Origin of the sequence: Actinomarinicola tropica, from assembly GCF_009650215.1 — a bacterium.
In the GTDB taxonomy this organism is placed as follows: Bacteria; Actinomycetota; Acidimicrobiia; order Acidimicrobiales; family SKKL01; genus Actinomarinicola; species Actinomarinicola tropica.
The window spans coordinates 896,310-911,420 of sequence record NZ_CP045851.1 but is presented as its reverse complement, the minus strand read 5'-3'; the positions used below and the strand labels follow the sequence as shown (position 1 = coordinate 911,420).

General features: G+C 74.0%; 14 protein-coding genes. 6 read left to right on the top strand and 8 right to left on the bottom strand.

Translation table 11 applies throughout. The features are described from left to right. Window positions 1-79: 79 nt before the first annotated feature. Window positions 80-712, bottom strand: coding sequence for a TetR/AcrR family transcriptional regulator (locus GH723_RS04575; protein WP_195210525.1), 633 nt, complete (start codon window positions 710-712; stop codon window positions 80-82). A 46-nt stretch (window positions 713-758) separates the two neighbouring features. On the opposite strand from GH723_RS04575, the gene GH723_RS04570 reads away from it, so the two are divergent. Together GH723_RS04570 and GH723_RS04565 are read left to right on the top strand one after the other, a co-directional pair. Further along, the gene (locus GH723_RS04570) at window positions 759-1,175 is read left to right on the top strand and encodes a heme-binding domain-containing protein (RefSeq protein WP_153758543.1); all 417 of its coding nucleotides are present in this window, start codon (window positions 759-761) and stop codon (window positions 1,173-1,175) included. A 26-nt stretch (window positions 1,176-1,201) separates the two neighbouring features. Further along, window positions 1,202-1,645, top strand: coding sequence for a VOC family protein (locus GH723_RS04565; RefSeq protein WP_153758542.1), 444 nt, complete (start codon window positions 1,202-1,204; stop codon window positions 1,643-1,645). Here the strand turns inward: GH723_RS04565 and GH723_RS04560 are convergent. Then, window positions 1,632-1,985 (bottom strand): ArsR/SmtB family transcription factor, encoded by a 354-nt coding sequence (locus tag GH723_RS04560; protein WP_153758541.1) that lies wholly within the window; start codon window positions 1,983-1,985, stop codon window positions 1,632-1,634. The two genes, GH723_RS04565 and GH723_RS04560, sit on opposite strands and share 14 nt — an antisense overlap. Window positions 1,986-2,110: 125 nt before the next feature. Between GH723_RS04560 and GH723_RS04555 the strand changes: the two genes are divergently transcribed. After that, the gene (locus tag GH723_RS04555) at window positions 2,111-2,605 is read left to right on the top strand and encodes an SRPBCC family protein (protein WP_153758540.1); all 495 of its coding nucleotides are present in this window, start codon (window positions 2,111-2,113) and stop codon (window positions 2,603-2,605) included. Window positions 2,606-2,677: 72 nt separating this feature from the next. Here GH723_RS04555 and GH723_RS04550 read toward each other — a convergent pair whose 3' ends face one another. Together GH723_RS04550 and GH723_RS04545 are read right to left on the bottom strand one after the other, a co-directional pair. After that, window positions 2,678-3,445, bottom strand: a complete 768-nt coding sequence (locus GH723_RS04550; RefSeq protein WP_153758539.1) for an SDR family oxidoreductase — start codon at window positions 3,443-3,445, stop codon at window positions 2,678-2,680. A 118-nt stretch (window positions 3,446-3,563) separates the two neighbouring features. Next, complete coding sequence (locus GH723_RS04545) at window positions 3,564-5,027, bottom strand: flavin-containing monooxygenase (protein ID WP_153758538.1); 1,464 nt, start codon at window positions 5,025-5,027, stop codon at window positions 3,564-3,566. Between the two features lie 81 nt (window positions 5,028-5,108). Here GH723_RS04545 and GH723_RS04540 point away from each other — a divergent pair, with 81 nt between their 5' ends. Then, entirely contained in the window at window positions 5,109-6,506 is a 1,398-nt protein-coding gene (locus tag GH723_RS04540; RefSeq protein WP_153758537.1) for a CHAD domain-containing protein, read from the top strand. Window positions 6,507-6,545: 39 nt separating this feature from the next. Beyond that, window positions 6,546-9,926: an AAA family ATPase gene (locus tag GH723_RS04535; protein WP_153758536.1), complete on the top strand. Its 3,381-nt coding sequence runs from the start codon at window positions 6,546-6,548 to the stop codon at window positions 9,924-9,926. Here the strand turns inward: GH723_RS04535 and GH723_RS04530 are convergent. From GH723_RS04530 to GH723_RS04520, 3 genes are read right to left on the bottom strand one after another with little or no spacing between them, the layout of a single operon-like run. Further along, a complete protein-coding gene (locus GH723_RS04530; RefSeq protein WP_195210524.1) occupies window positions 9,923-12,022 on the bottom strand; it encodes a VWD domain-containing protein in 2,100 nt (699 codons plus the stop codon). The genes GH723_RS04535 and GH723_RS04530 overlap by 4 nt on opposite strands. After that, on the bottom strand, window positions 12,019-13,035 hold the full coding sequence (locus GH723_RS04525) for a PrsW family glutamic-type intramembrane protease (protein WP_153758534.1): 1,017 nt from the start codon (window positions 13,033-13,035) through the stop codon (window positions 12,019-12,021). The genes GH723_RS04530 and GH723_RS04525 overlap by 4 nt, the downstream gene beginning before the upstream one ends. Then, window positions 13,032-13,382 carry a hypothetical protein gene (locus tag GH723_RS04520; protein ID WP_153758533.1) on the bottom strand — a complete coding sequence of 117 codons (351 nt, stop codon included), beginning with the start codon at window positions 13,380-13,382 and terminating at the stop codon, window positions 13,032-13,034. The genes GH723_RS04525 and GH723_RS04520 overlap by 4 nt, the downstream gene beginning before the upstream one ends. A gap of 583 nt (window positions 13,383-13,965) precedes the next feature. On the opposite strand from GH723_RS04520, the gene GH723_RS04515 reads away from it, so the two are divergent. Next, entirely contained in the window at window positions 13,966-14,475 is a 510-nt protein-coding gene (locus tag GH723_RS04515; RefSeq protein WP_153758532.1) for a hypothetical protein, read from the top strand. 15 nt (window positions 14,476-14,490) lie between these two features. On the opposite strand, the gene GH723_RS04510 is transcribed toward GH723_RS04515, so the two are convergent. Then, on the bottom strand, window positions 14,491-15,108 hold the full coding sequence (locus GH723_RS04510) for a flavodoxin family protein (protein WP_153758531.1): 618 nt from the start codon (window positions 15,106-15,108) through the stop codon (window positions 14,491-14,493). Window positions 15,109-15,111: the final 3 nt, after the last annotated feature.

The following is a 15,111-nucleotide window of genomic DNA, read 5'->3' as shown; positions in this document are numbered from 1 at the left end:
TCCCCAGGTGCGGCCCCGATCCGCGGACTGTAGTGCGAGCGTCGCTCGCGTGTCGCGCAACCGGGAGCTGGGGGCCGAGTCAGTCGGCGCGGGCGAGTCCGTGCAGGAACGTGTGCAGTCCGGAGGCCACGACGTCGTCGCCGTCGATGCCGAGCGTGCGGCCGTGGACGCCGGACGCGGAGTCGAAGAACACCGAGCCGAGGACGAAGTCGATGAGGGCGAGGTACGCGGGGACCGCTTCCTCCTCCGGCAGTCCGAGGGCGAGCAGGCTGGCGAAGCCGGCCTCGGCGCCGCGCTGGGCGTTCGGGCCGAGCAATGGTGCCGCGGGCAGCGCCGGCACCACGCCGGGATGCGCGAGGAGGACGCGCCGCAGCTCGAGGCCGAGGGCGACGACGCGCTCCGCGGCCGACACGCTGTCCCCGGGGATGCGGACCTCGCCGAGGACGTGGTCGACGACGAGGACGCGCAGCTCCTCGACGCTCGCCACGTGGCGGTAGAGGGTGGCGCTGCTCGTCTCGAACCGCGCCGCCAGGTTGCGCACGGTCAGCGCATCGAGCCCCTCGGCGTCGATGATGGCGACGGCGGTGTCGACGATCCGTTCGATCGTCAGCCCCCCGGTGCGCGGGCGACGACGGGCCAGCCGGTCGGCATGGGCCGCCCACCACGCCGCCGACCCCGGTTCGGGCGCGAGATCGTCGACGGCCTGGGACATGCCGCCGATCGTACGGGGCACCGCCCCTCCGTGATCAGATGGCGCGATGCGGAGGATCCTCGTGCGGTCGGCGCTCGGTGCTCTCGTCGTGTTCCTCGCCATCCAGCTCGTGCCCTACGGCTGGGAGAAGCCGAACCCGCCGGTCGTCGCCGAACCGACCTGGCCGAGCGCTCGCGCCGAGGAGCTCGCCCGGTCCGCCTGCTACGACTGCCACTCCAACGAGACCGACTGGCCGGCGTACTCCTACGTGGCGCCGATGTCGTGGCTCGTCCGCCGCGACGTCGAGTCCGGGCGCGACGAGCTGAACTTCTCCGAGTGGGACGGCGACGGGGACGACGCCGCGGAGACCGTCGCAGAGGGGTCCATGCCGCCGGCGCAGTACTCGCTGCTCCACCCGGGGGCACGGCTGAGCGATGCCGAGCGCCAGGAGCTGGAGGCCGCGCTCCTGGCGATCGACGACTGACCGGCGGCCCGGCGCGAAGCTGGGACATGCGCGATCTCGACGCGTTCCACCACGTCGCCCTCACCGTCCACGACCGGGACCTCTGCGCCGAGTGGTACGCACGGGTCCTCGGGTTCGAGGAGGTCTTCCGCGAGGAGGGCGACGAGCGGCGGGCGTGCGTCATGCGCTTCGCCGGCGGAGGGTTCAGCGTGGGCCTCGTCGAGTTCGGACCGGCCGGCGGCACGTCGACCGACCGGTTCGACCCGCATCGCACGGGCCTCGACCACCTGGCGCTCGCCTGCGCCTCCCGCGAGGACCTCGACGAGTGGGACGGTCACCTGCGCGCCCAGGGCGTCGAGACCTCGGGCGTGATCGACATCCCCGTCGGGGCCATCCTCAACTTCACCGACCCGTCCGGCATCGCCCTGGCGATCTTCTGGGACGGCCCGACCCCGAAGGGCACGCCGGCGGAGGCCGTCACTCCCGGTTGACCAGGTCGGCCACGACGGCGCCGAGGGCGTCGATCCGACCCTCCCACACCCGCCGGTTCTCCTCGATCCACGTCGTCGCCTCGGCGAGCGACTCCGGCTCGAGCCGGGCCGGACGCCGTTGGGCGTCCCGCGTGCGGGAGATCAATCCGGCCCGCTCCAGCACCTTCAGGTGCTTCGACACCGCCTGGAGGCTCATGTCGAACGGCTCGGCCAGTTCGTTGAGCGTCGCCTCCCCCTCGGCCAGCCGGGCGAGCAGGGCCCTTCGGGTGGCGTCGGCGAGCGCGGCGAAGACGAGGTCGAGGCGGTCGTCCTCGCTCCCCCGGTCCTCCGTCGCAGCCACGCTCGGCCCTCCTTGTCCTCAACCAGATGCTTTATCAACTTCTTGGTTGACTATGACGGTGATCGGCGCGAAGGTCAAGCACCGACGGGCACCACGCCCGCCATCGCACGAAGGAGAACCCCGACATGGCCACCCTCGATCCCGAGCTCACCGCCCACACCCCCGCCGGCCGCGCCGACAGCTTCGACGCCTCGCGCGGCTACGTCATCCAGCGCACGTTCGACGCCCCGCAGGCCCTGGTCTGGCGGGCGCTGTCCGAAGCCGACCTCTTCGCCCGGTGGTTCGGCGCCGACGTGCCGATGGAGGTCCACGAGTGGGACCTGCGCGACGGCGGCACCTGGCGCGGCACGATGACCTACGAGGGCAACGAGATCCACTGGGTCGGCGAGTTCGTCGTCGTCGAGCCGCCCGACCGCCTCGTCATCGCCATCAGCGACGAGGGCGAGGTGCGCGACACCGACGACCTCATGCAGATGAGCCTCCGGGAGGTCGACGGCCGCACCGAGGTGACCGTCGTCCAGAACGGCGGCGGGCTCACCGATGAGCAGTACGAGATGGCCAAGGAGGGCTCGCAGTCCTTCCTCGAGGCCATCGACAAGGTGCTCGCCGACCTGGCCTGAGCGTGACCGGCACCGGAGCGGTGCCGCCGGTGGGAACCCCGTGCCACCGGCGGCACCGTGATCCGGTCCCCGTCAGGTCGTGGCCGTGGCCCCCGCCGCGAGCCCGGCCGTCTCGCCGCCGTCGGCGGTGAACTCCGCCCCGGTGCAGAACGTCGACTCGTCGCTCGCCAGGTAGACGACCAGGTGCGCGAGCTCCGGCGGCTGCCCGACCCGACGCATCGCCACGTGGCGCTGCGGGAGGTCGAGGTCTTCGGTCATCGGCGTGAGCACCGCCCCCGGGTGCACCGAGTTGCAGCGCACCCCGGCGGTCCCGAGGTCGAGCGCCACCGACTTGGTCAGACCCCGCACCGCGAACTTCGTGGCGTTGTAGGCGGAGAGCGCGACGTAGCCCTGCAGGCCGGCGGTCGACGAGATGTTGATGATCGAGCTCGGCGCCGCGTCCTTCAGCGCCGCGACCGACGCCTGGATGCCGTGGAACACGCCGTTCAGGTTCACGTCGAGCACCTCGTCCCACTGCTCGACCGGGAACTCGTCGATCGGACCGAACCGCACGATGCCGGCGTTGTTGACGAGCACGTTGAGCCGGCCGTAGGTCCGGGTGGCGGCGGCGACCGCCGCGTCCCACTGCGTCCGGTCGGTGACGTCGAGGTGCACGTAGGTGCAGGCCTCACCCAGCTCGTCGGCGAGGACCTTGCCGTCGTCGTCGAGCATGTCGCCGATGACCACCTTCGCCCCCTGGGCGACCATGGCGCGGGCGAACGCCTCGCCCAGACCACGGGCCCCGCCCGAGATCAGCGCCACCTTGCCGTCGAGTCGGTTCCCCTGCGGGTAGTCGGTCATGGCGACCTCCTCGGTTCCGCCGCGCCCCGGGCGCGGGATCCACCCACGGATCCACGCTGACACCGCCGGGGCCGCGGCGGTAGGGACGAACGTCCCCTCCTCGGTCGGAGGTCGCCGGTCAGCTGTAGTGGAGGCGCCCGTCGTCGAGGTCGGCGCCGGCGATGATCTCGCGCTCCTCGGCGTAGTCGTGCAGCAGCCGCCACGGCAGCCGGTCGCCCTGGCGGGGCATGAGGTGCATCGACCGGGTGAGGTACCCGGGGTTGAAGTTGTCCGGCTCGACCCACGGGAGCAGGGCCATGTCGGCCTCCTCGTCCGGCACGGCCGGCACGACCGAGGACGCGACGCGCTCGTCCATGTGGTCGAGCAGCCGGCAGACGAAGTCGCTGATCAGGTCGGCGCGCAGGGTCCAGCTGGCCCGGAAGTAGCCGAACACGTAGGCCATGTTCGGCACGCCGGTGAACATGATCCCCCGGTAGGTGACCGTGTCGGCGAAGTCGACGGCCTGCCCGTCGACGGCGAACGACACATCGCCCATCACGCTCAGGTCGAAGCCGGTGGCGGTGATGACGACGTCGGCGTCGAGGTGCTCGCCCGACGCCAGCTGGATGCCGGTGGCGTCGAAGCGCTCGATCTGGTCGGTGACGACGCTCGCCTGCCCCGACCGCATCGCGGCGAAGAGGTCACCGTCGGGCAGCACCGCGATCCGCTGCTGCCACGGCCGGTACGGCGGGTTGAAGTGGCGGTCGACGTCGACCCCCTCGGGCACGAGGGGCCTGATCGTCTCGATGAGGAACGCACGCAGCGCCTCGGGGTCGTCGAACGACAGCTTCGTGATCGCGTCCTGGTCGTGGATGATCTTGCGCCGGACGATCTCGTGGACCCACTCGTCGGGGATGTCGAGCTCGCGCAGCATGTCCGCGACCTCGTTCGAGTTCGGCTTCACGAAGAAGAACGTCGGCGACCGCTGGAGCATCGTCACGTGGGCACACCGGTCGGCGATGTTGGGGATGAGGGTCGCCGCGGTGGCGCCCGACCCGATGACCACGACGCGCTGGCCGGTGAGGTCGAGGTCGTCGGGCCACAGCTGGGGGTGCACGACCCGGCCCTCGAAGTCGTCGAACCCCTCCCACTCCGGCGTGTACCCCTGGTCGTGGCGGTAGTAGCCCTGGCACATCCACAGGAACCGGGCGGTGAACCGCACCTGCTCGCCGGTGTCGAGCCGGACGGCCTCGACGGTCCAGAGGGCGTCCTCGGACGACCACGACGCCGCCTCCACCCGGTGCTCGTAGCGGATGTGCCGACCGAGGTCGTTCTCCTCGATGACCTCGCTCAGGTACTTGAGGATCTCCTCGCCGGTGGCGATCGGGGTGCCCGTCCACGGCTTGAAGCGGTAGCCGAAGGTGAACAGGTCGCTGTCGGAGCGGATGCCCGGGTAGCGGTGCGTCCACCACGTGCCGCCGGCCGCGGGATGGGCGTCGAGCAGCGCGAACGTCGTGCCCGGGCGCTGCGTCTGCAGGTGGTAGGCGGCGCCGATCCCGGAGATGCCGGCTCCGACGATCAGCACGTCGACGTGCTCGGTCATGTGGACCCCCTCGAGCGCCGGGGCCCCAGATCCCCGGACGGCGGCAGGCTACATCCGCGGCGGGCGGGATAGGACGGGGGGATGGCGACCTACGAGCTCGACCCCACCCGGCCGCTCGACGAGGCGCTCCGCCGCGTGGCCCTCGGCTGCCTCGACGAGGCGATCGACCGGCTGGACGGCTTGGGCCCGACGCCCGAGCCGGAGGACGTCGCCACCGCCGTGCACGAGGTGCGCAAGCGGGGCAAGGAGCTGCGCGGCCTGGCCCGGCTCGCGCGACCGGCGCTCGGCGACACCTACGCGCCGGTCAACGCCGACGCGCGCGACGCCGGGCGGCAGCTGTCGGACATCCGCGACGCCCAGGTGCTGCTCTCGACGCTCGACGACCTCGTCGACGCCGCGTCCGGGAAGGCGGCACGGCGGCTGACGGTGGTGCGGGACCGCCAGGCGGCGATCGCCGCCGCGGCGTCGGCGAGCCTCCACGCCGACGATCCCCGCATCGCCGACGCGAGGGAGCGGATCGTCCGGGCCCGCGCCCTGGTCGAGGCGTGGCCGCTGCCCGCCGACCCGGCCCCGCTGCGCGACGGGCTCGAACGGACCTACCGAGACGGCCGCACCGCGTGGCGGCGGCTGGAGAAGAAGGACGGGAGCGACCGCCGGTCCCACGAGTGGCGCAAGGCGGTGAAGCGGCTCTGGTACCAGGCGCGCCTGCTGGCGCCCGCCGACCCGGACACCGCCGCGCCGCTCGTCGCCCAGCTCGACGAGCTGTCGGACCTCCTCGGCGACGACCACGACCTGGCCGTGCTGGTCGAGTCGCTGGACGAGGCCGCCGGCGAGGTCGACGACGACGCGCGGGACGCGGCGCGCCGGGCGGCCCGACGGCGCCAGCGGGAGCTGCGCACGGCAGCCATCGCACTCGGGCGGGAGGTCTACGGCGGCTCGGCCTCGTCGTTCGTCGCCCGGCTCGCCGACCCGTGGGACCGGGCCGTCGCCGAGCAGCGCGCCGCTGCCGCACCCCACGCCTCGGTCGAGCGGGAGCGGACCTTCCTCGTGCGCGAGCTCCCCGACCTGCCCGACGACGGCACGGCGATCCGCCAGGGGTACCTGGCCCTCGACGGCGACGTCGCGGTGAGGGTGCGAGAGACGTCCGACGGCGCCCGGACGCTCACGATCAAGGGCGGGTCGGGTCGGGTCCGGACCGAGCTGGAGTGGAAGATCGGGCGCGACCGGTTCGAGGCCGCGTGGCCCCACACCGCGGGCCGACGGATCGAGAAGACCCGCTACCGCATCCCCATCGAGGTCGGCGTCGCCGAGCTCGACGTGTTCGCCGGGGACCTGCAGGGCCTGGTGCTCGTCGAGGTCGAGGCGGACTCCGACGAGGCGCTCGCCGCGCTCGAACCCCCGGCCTGGTTCGGGGACGAGGTCACCGACGACGAGCGCTACGCCAACGCATCGCTCGCGGTGCACGGCCGACCGGGCTGACCCAGCGGCACCGGGCGGCTCGGTAGCCTCGCCCGTGTCATGACCGCAGCCCGTCCTCGCCGGACCACCATGCGCAGCGTCCCGGCGACGGGTGCGCCCGCGGCGCGGCTGCCGTTCGTCGGCCGGGATGCCGACCTGTTCACACTCGCCGCGGCGCTGCCCGGCGCCGGCGGCCACGGGCCGCGCCTCCGACTCGTCGGCGGGGAGCCCGGCATCGGCAAGTCCCGCCTGGTCCGCCAGCTGGCCGAGGAGGCGCGCCGCACCGGCCACCGGGTGGTCTGGGCCCAGGTCTGGCAGGGGGCGAGCACGCCCCCGTACTGGCCGTGGACCCAGATCGTGCGCGAGCTGCTCGGCCGGCGCACCGGGGTGGACCTGGCAGCGCTCGTCCTCGACGAGGACCACGGCGCCGTCGACCGCTTCGAGCTCTTCGACGCCACGGCCGCGGTCATCGCCGACGCCGCACGACGCACCCCGCTCCTCGTCGTCGTCGACGACCTCCACGACGCCGACCCGGCGAGCCTCCTGCTGCTGCACTTCGCCGCCGCCCACCTGCGCGAGGAGCCCGTCCTCGTCGTGGGCACGTACCGCGAGGCCGACGCCGCGGCCCGCCCGGAGGTCGCCGACCAGATCGAGGCGCTCGCAGACCTGAGCGACCGCACCACGCTCGCCGGGCTCGACGGCGACGCGCTGGTGGCACTCGGCGTCGCTCCCGGCGACGTCGAGCGCGTGCTCGCGGCCACCGGGGGCAACCCCCTCTACGTCGAGCAGGTCCTGCTGCACGAGCAGGCGATGGCCGACGCCTCACCGGCCGACGCGCTGAGGACCGTGCTCGACCGGCGACTCGCGCGCCTCTCCTCCGCGGGTCGCCACCTCCTCGCCGCCCGCGCCGTGCTCGGACCGGGCGCCCCCCACGACGACGTGGTCGCGGTCGCCGGCGTCCCCCGCGGTGAGATCGCACCGGCGCTCGACGAGGCCGTCGCCGCCGACCTCCTCGCCGACCCCGGCGGCTGGTTCCCCCATGCGCTCGTCGCCGACGCCGCCGAGCGCGCGGTGGACGGGCCGACGCTCGCCGCCATGCACCGCCGCGCCGCGGACCTCGTCGGGGATCCGCCGGAGCGCGCCGCGGAGCGCGCCCGCCACCTGTTGCGGGCCGGCGCAGAGCACTGGCGCGACGCCGTCGACGCCTGCCGTCGCGCCGCGACCGTGGCCCACCGGGCGATGGCCTCGGAGGAGGCGGTCGGCCTGCTCCGCCGAGCCTGGGAGGTGGTCGTCGCGCACGACACGGAGGCGGGCGATCTCGCGTTCGAGGTGGCTTTCGACCTCGCCGGAGCGGAGATGGCGACCGCGGGTCGTGCCGCGGCCGAGCCGCACTACGGGCGGGCGTGGGAGCTGGCCGTCGCCACCGACGACCCGGTGACCATCGCCCGAGCCGCCGCACGCCACACGATCCAGTTCTTCTTCTCCGGCGACGTCGCGGCCGAGCACGGCCGTCAGGTCCGACGGGCCCTCGAGCTCGCGACGCCCGCCGTGGACACCGCCCTGCGTGCTCGGCTCCACGCCGCGCTGGCGACGGCGATCCTCGTCGAGCACCCCGACGGCGCGGTCGATCACGCCGCCGTCGCGGTCGACCTCGCCCGGACCGCGGACGACCCGGTCGCCCTCGGCCAGGCCCTCGTCGCCGAGCAGGTGGCCGACCTGGGCCCCCGCACGCTCGTGCGTCGGCTCGCCACAGCGCGCGAGATCATCGCCCTGGCCGAGTCGAGCGACGAGCGCGACCTTCTCGTCCACGGCCGCTTCCTCCTCATGGCCGCGCTGCTCGAGCGGGGCGACGTCGGCGCGCTCGACGCCCAGCTGTCCGTGCAGCACGACGTGATCGACACCGTCGCCGCGCCCCGCTTCGCCCGCCACGCGCTCTGGTTCCGGACGACGCGGGCCATGCTCGACGGCGACGCCGAGCGGGTCATCGCGCTCGCCGAGTCCTGCTACGCCCTGGCCGAGGCGCTCGGCGACCCCGACGGGCCGGCGGTCTTCTGGGGCCAGGTGGGCGTGGCCCGCTGGATGCAGGGACGGGTCGACGAGATGGAGCCGGCCTACGTCGAGCAGCGTCGCGCCGAGCCCGACGCCGTCGTGTGGAAAGCGGTGCTGGCGTGGCTCGCGGCGCGGGCCGGGCGGCTGGACGCAGCGCGGGGCATCCTCGCCGAGGTCCCGGCGCCGAAGGTGCTCCCCCACGACCAGGCCACGCTCCTCACCCTCGCCACGCTGGCCGAGACGGCGGTGGCCGTCGACGACCCCGAGCTCGGTACCGCGGTGTGGGAGGAGCTGCTCCCCTACGCCGACCACGTCGTGCCGATCGGCCTGGGGGCGGCGACGTGGGGTACGGTCGCCCGCCCGCTCGGTGCGCTCGCGATCCACCTCGGCCACGTCGAGGAGGGGCTCGCCCACCTCGCCCACGCCATCGAGGTGTCGGCCCGCCTCGGCGCCCGGCCGTGGCTCACCGAGGCCCAGCTCGACCTGGCCGAGGCACTCGTCGCTCTGGGACGCACCGACGACCCGCGCCTGCCCGACCTCGTGGCCGAAGCCGCCGACACGGTCGAGCGCTGCGGGCTGCGGGTCTTCGACGAGCGGGTCGACGCCCTCACGGCCATCGTCGTCCCACCCACGCCGCGGACGGCCGACGACCCGTCCACCGAGCCGGGCGCACCCACCGCTCGCGTCGCGGTGCTCGGCACCTTCGAGGTGGTCGCCACCGACGGCACCGTGCCCCGCTGGACGTCGCGCAAGGCCCGGGAGCTGCTGAAGATCCTCGTCGCCCGACGTGGCGCGCCCGTGCCACGCGAGGAGGTCATGGACCTCCTCTGGCCGGACGAGGACCCGTCGGTCCTGGCGAACCGGCTGTCCGTCGCGCTCTCGACGGTGCGGCGGTCGCTCGATCCCGGGCGGGGCCATCCGACGAACACGTTCGTCGCCGCCGACGGGGGTGCGCTCCGACTCGTCACCGCACACGTCGACGTGGACGCCGAGAGGTTCCTCGACGCCGCCGACGAGGCGCTCGACGCCGTCCGGCGGAACGACCCGGCGGCCACCGAGCTGCTCCACGCGGCCCGACGCGCCCGGAGCGGCCCGGCGATGCCGGACGAGCCGTACGCGTCCTGGGCCGACGGCCTCCGCCGAGAGGTCGACGCCGCGACGGCCGCCGTCCTCCGCTGCGCCGCCCAGCTCGCCGAGGAGCACGACGACCACCTCGTGGCATCCGAGGCCCACCGGGACCTGCTCGACCTCGACCCCTACGACGAGGGGGCGCACCGGGGCCTCATCGGCGCGCTGCGCGCGCTCGGCGCCCATGGCCAGGCGGACGCGGCGGCCACGGCCTACCGGCGGGCCATGGACGAGATCGGCGTCCCGGTCGTCGACGACCCCTAGTCGAGGGCGACGGCGACCACGATCACCGCCCCGTCGGCGGGGCTCGTCGCCACCACCAGATCACCAGCACGGCCGAGGGCGGCGACCGACCCCGGGGAGCCGGTCCGGGCGACGTCGCTCGGATCCAGCAACCAGAGCTCACCGCCGTCGGCGTCGAACGCCTCGAGGTAGGCGCCGCCGAAGCTGCCGACGATCGTGGCGCCGCCGTCGGTCGCGGCGACCTGCTCGTCGTTGTTGTTGAAGCTGGTCGTCGTGACGTCCCAGAGCCGACGTCCGTCGTCGAGGCCGACGGCGCTCACGACGTCGGCATCGGTGTAGCCGACGACGGATCGACCGGAGATCGCGAGGCGATCGGCGCCCCGCTCGTCCTCGTCGAGCTCGTGGACCCAGGCCGTCGAGATGTCGTCACCCTCGACGTCGAGGCGCACCCATGCGGTCGCCTCCCCTCGCAGCGCCACGACGAGCGCCCCGTCGGCGACGGCCCGCGCCGTCGGCGCCGAGGGACGCCCGTCGAGGACGTCTCGGGCGGTGAGCTCGCCGTTCGCGGGGTCGAGCACGGCGATCTCCGTGCCGTCACCGTCACGCCAGCCGAGCCAGATCCGGTCGCCGTCGACCGCAGGGACGAGGTCGGTGCGGCCGGGCAGCTCGGTGGTCCAGCGCAGCTCGAGGGTCTCGGGGGCGAGGCCGCGCGCCACCCCGTTGCCGACGTGGACGACGACGCCGCCCACCAGGTGGAGCGTGCTGCCGGTGTCGATGGGGGCCTCTCCGTCGTCGGGTTCGAAGCGCACCTCGTCGACGGAAGCGCCGGTCGCCAGGTCCAGCGCGGCGAGGCCGCGCTCACCGGCGGGTCCGGCCAGGGGACCGTCGGCCGACGTGGCGACCACGACGAGGTCGCCGGCGATCGTGGCGGGGACGCTCGGCTCGACCCCGTCGACGGCCCACAGCTCCTCGCCGCTGCGGGCGTCGAGGGCGATCAGCGTGTCGACGCCGTCGTCGCCGGTCTCGACGTGGACGAGGGCGACGCGGTCGGTGGCATCGCCCCACACCGGCCGGGAGCGGTCGTCGAGCACGGCGGTCCAGACGACCGCGTCGTCGACCACGTCGAGGGTCGGTTCGTCAGGGGCGGTGTCGACCTCGTCGCCGAGGGGGATGCCCATCGCCTTCTGCTGCAGGACGTAGACGTCGACGAGCGACGCGTCGCCGGTGACGACGAGGTCGAAGGCGCACTCCTCGAGAAGGCCAGCGTCGGTGACGCCGGCCGCGGCGCAGAGCGCCCGGGCCGCGTCGAGCGCCTCGTCGTCGAGGTCGTCGACGGGGGCCGGGGGGAACGTGGGGTCCCAGTAGGTGTCCGGGCCGGCGCCGTCCTCGTAGTCGAACAGGGTCGAGTCGTCGTCGACCCGCCAGGCCTCGGCGAGCGCCGGGTGGACGGACTCCCACGAGTCGCCGTCGAGGACGGAGCCGTCAGGGCCGACGAGGTCGTTCGAGGGGTCGCCGTCGGCGTCGCCGAGCAGACCCTCCATGCGGCCCTCGGCCTCGTCGGGTGGGTCGATGAGGACGCCCATCATCGACGTGCTCATCTGGACATGGACGCTCGACCCGCTCGCCTCGTGGGTCACCACGACCTGCTCGTCCCGCCGGTGGACGACGACACCCGTCGGCAGGATGCGGCCCTCGCCCGGCTCGAGGTCGAGGACCTCACCGTCGAGGCGCACCACCTCGTCGCCGCCGACCACCGACAGCCGGACGTCGCCGATCCTCATCGCCACGGCGGTGATGCTGGCCACCGGGTGGTTCCCGTAGGGCTCCTGGCGCCACTGCACCTCGAAGGTGCCGTCGCGATCCCGTGCAGCCACCAGCTCGGCGGCGGACTGCAGGTCGTAGCGCCGCTCGTCGAAGGTGACGAGGTGGGGTTCACCCGTACCGCCCCCGCAGCCGTCACACGGTGGCGGGCAGTCCGCCACGCCTTGCGCTTGCTCCACGTTGAAGATCGGTCCGCCGTCGGTCGGAGGGTCGCACGGATCGCCGCCTTGGCACGCGGTCAGGCCGAGCGCGGCGACGGCGACCAGCAGGACGAGGAGGTGACGTCGGTGGGTCACGAACGGACCTCCTGGGTGGCGGGGCGGGCACCGCGCGGCCCGCTCTCCAGCCACGCGAGCTGGTGGGCGGTCATCGCGGAGAGGCGGATGATCCCGGTGCCGCGCACGATGCGGAGCACCAGGTTCCACGGGCTCCACGACCGGACGAGCAGACGCGGGAGGTTGCGGGCGAGGCGGGTGGTGGCACCACCGGTGGCCCGGTGGACCCGTCGGGTCTCGATCACCAGTGCCACGGCGGTCCCGACGAGGAACAGCACGACGGGGAGCCACCCGTCGAGGAGGACCGCTCGCCAGTCGCCGCGCAGCACGGGGTCGTTCCACAGCCCGTGGTCGGCGATCGCCAGCGCGAGGGCGGCGACGGGCAGCAGTGCCGTCCACCGGCGACGGCGGTTCACGACCCAGATGCCCAGGGCGAGGCCCACCATGCCGGTCCAGCCGGCGTGACCGGCGACGATCCCGGCGTCGGTGTGCGCCGTGGGCAGCACCCATCCGAGCGGGGTGTCGAAGCCGCTGCCGGACACGCGCGACCACAGCGCGTCCTCGTGGAACGCGAAGCCGGCACCCGAGGCCACGCCGAGGATCGCGAGGTCGACCGCGCCGGGCGAGCCGTCGGGCCGGCCCCGCCAGGCGAGGATGACGATGAGGAGGGGCACGACCTTCGCCACCTCCTCGATGACCGGCACGGCGAACGACAGCTGCCACGGGTCGTAGGCACCGAGCCACTCGGCGGTGCGCCCGCCGACGGTCAGCGAGATCCACATCGCGGTGAAGAAGCCGCCCATCGCCGCGCCGAGGACGTTGAGCAGGGAGCGCGAGCGCGCCAGGTAGGAGAGGGCGAGGAGCCACACGAGGACCCACCCGTGGTGGAGCGCCGAGGTGCGCAGGTCCGACCAGTCGCCGTCGGCGAGCTGCGGGAGGGCGAGCGCGAAGAGGACGACGGTCACCGCGAGGCTGACGTGGGCGATCCACCGCCAGGGCAGGCGGGCGAGACCCCGGACGGGCGGGAAGCTCATTCGTCGCTCCCGCTGTCGGAGTCCGAGCTCGAGCTGCTCTCGCGGCCCGGCTTGTGGGAGTACGCCGCGTCCGCAGCGCTGGTGCGGGAGTTCACGGCGCGGGTGAAGGTGTCGACGGCTTTGGCGCCGGCGGTGCCGTACTTCACGGCTTCGTTGGCCACCCCGACCGGTCCCGCGCCGGGAACCTTGGGGGTGCCCTTGGCGCCGTCGACCGCGCCGGCTGCGCCGACCCCGACGTCGACGATGTTGGGCCCCGCGGCGTCCCACACGATCTGCTCGTCGGCGGTGCGGTTGTCGCTGAGGCCGATGTCGATCACCTGGTCGGCGATGTCGGCGAGATCACTCACGGCCTTCTTCGCGCTGTCCCAGAGGTCGCCGATCGTCGGCGCGTCGTCGGGGTCCTCCCCACCGCCGGGGCCGCCGGGGCCGCCGGGGTCGTCGCCCGGGGGTCCGTCGGGAGTGGATCCATCCGCAGGGGGCCCGTCGGGGCCTGGTCCGTCAGGAGGGCCGGGGGGCGGGGGCGGCGGACCGGGGGGAGGTCCACCCGGACCGCCGGGACCACCGGGACCACCGGGACCACCGGGACCACCGGGACCGCCAGGCCCACCCGGACCGCTCGGTCCGCCGGGGCCGCCCGGACCACCGGGGCCGCGAGGAGGTGGCGGGCCACCGGCACCGGCGGGGCCGCCAGGGCCGGCGCCCGGACCGAGGCCCGTCGGGGGTCCCCCGGGCGCGGGAGGTCCACCCGCCAGGGACGCCAACCATTCGCCGATCCACTCGGCGACGCTCACACCGCACCACCGCGCGCGTCGGTCACCGGCGGAACGTACGGCGGCCGCCTGTGAGTGGCGTGAAAGTCCGACCAGGGGCGCTTTCACCGCGCTTTCACGGGCGTGCGTACGGTCCCACCACCGAGACCCTGGAGGCCCGATGCACCGTCGCCTGCTCCTTCTGCTCCTCTCCGCACTGGCCGTCGCCGGCCTGGCGGCCTGCTCCTCCGATGACGGCGACGACGCCGATGCCGCGACCGACCCCGCCGCCGAGACCGCTGGCCCCGAGAGCGGCGGCTCCTCCGACGAGGGCACCCAAGAAGCAGCTGGCGACGACGCCGAGAACCCGGCGGTGTTCGGCTACGAGGTCGACGGCCCCGCCGGCACCACCGCCGTGGTCGTGTCGACGCTCGTCGCGCAAGGCGAGGAGCAGCAGCCGCTGTCCGCGACCTGGAGCATCACCGACCGGCCCCGCTGGCAGCTGTACTCCAACTGGATCGAGTCCGGCGGCGTGGAGATCGAGGTGACCGAGGGCGGCCCGGCCACTGTCCGGATCATCCGGGCTCGCTACGTCGACCCGGACGACCCCTTCGCCGGCATCGACGAGCTGGAGGAGATCGGCACGATCGAGGTCGCCCCGGGCTCCACCGAGACGATCAGCTTCCCGTAGCCGCCCGAACGTCGGTCACTCCCCGCCGGGGTACTGCGAACCCTTCAGCAGGCCCGCGAGGTGCACGGTGTTGCGCACCGACATGCGGGTCGCCCGGGCCGTCGTCTCGGGCCGCTCGTCCAGGTCCTTGTAGTCGGTGCCCTGCATCGCCTCGCCGACCCAGTAGGTGACGGCGTTGGCGGCGATCGTGAAGCCGACGTCGTTCATCGCCTGGAACAGCTCGGCCGACACGTGGTGCGCGCCGTCCTCGTTGCCGACGACCGCCACCATCGCCACCCGCCCGTAGCTGACCATGCGCCCCTCGTCGTCGGTCTCGCCGAGGAAGGCGTCCATGCGCTCCATCACCCGGTGGGCGATCGACGAGGGCTGCCCGAGCCAGATCGGGGTGCCGATGACGACGATGTCGGCGTCGAGGACCTGCCGGCGGATCGCCGGCCAGTCGTCGCCGTCGCCCTCGTCGGAGGTGACGCCGGGCTTCACGTCGTGGTCCGCGACCCGGATGATGGGCGCCACCTCGACGCCGTGGGACCGCAGCTCGGCGGCGACCTCGGCGAGCAGGAGGTCGGTGCTCGACTCGTCCGGACCGGACTTGAGCGTGCAGTTGAGTGCGACGGCGGTGAGGTTCGTGGCCATCGT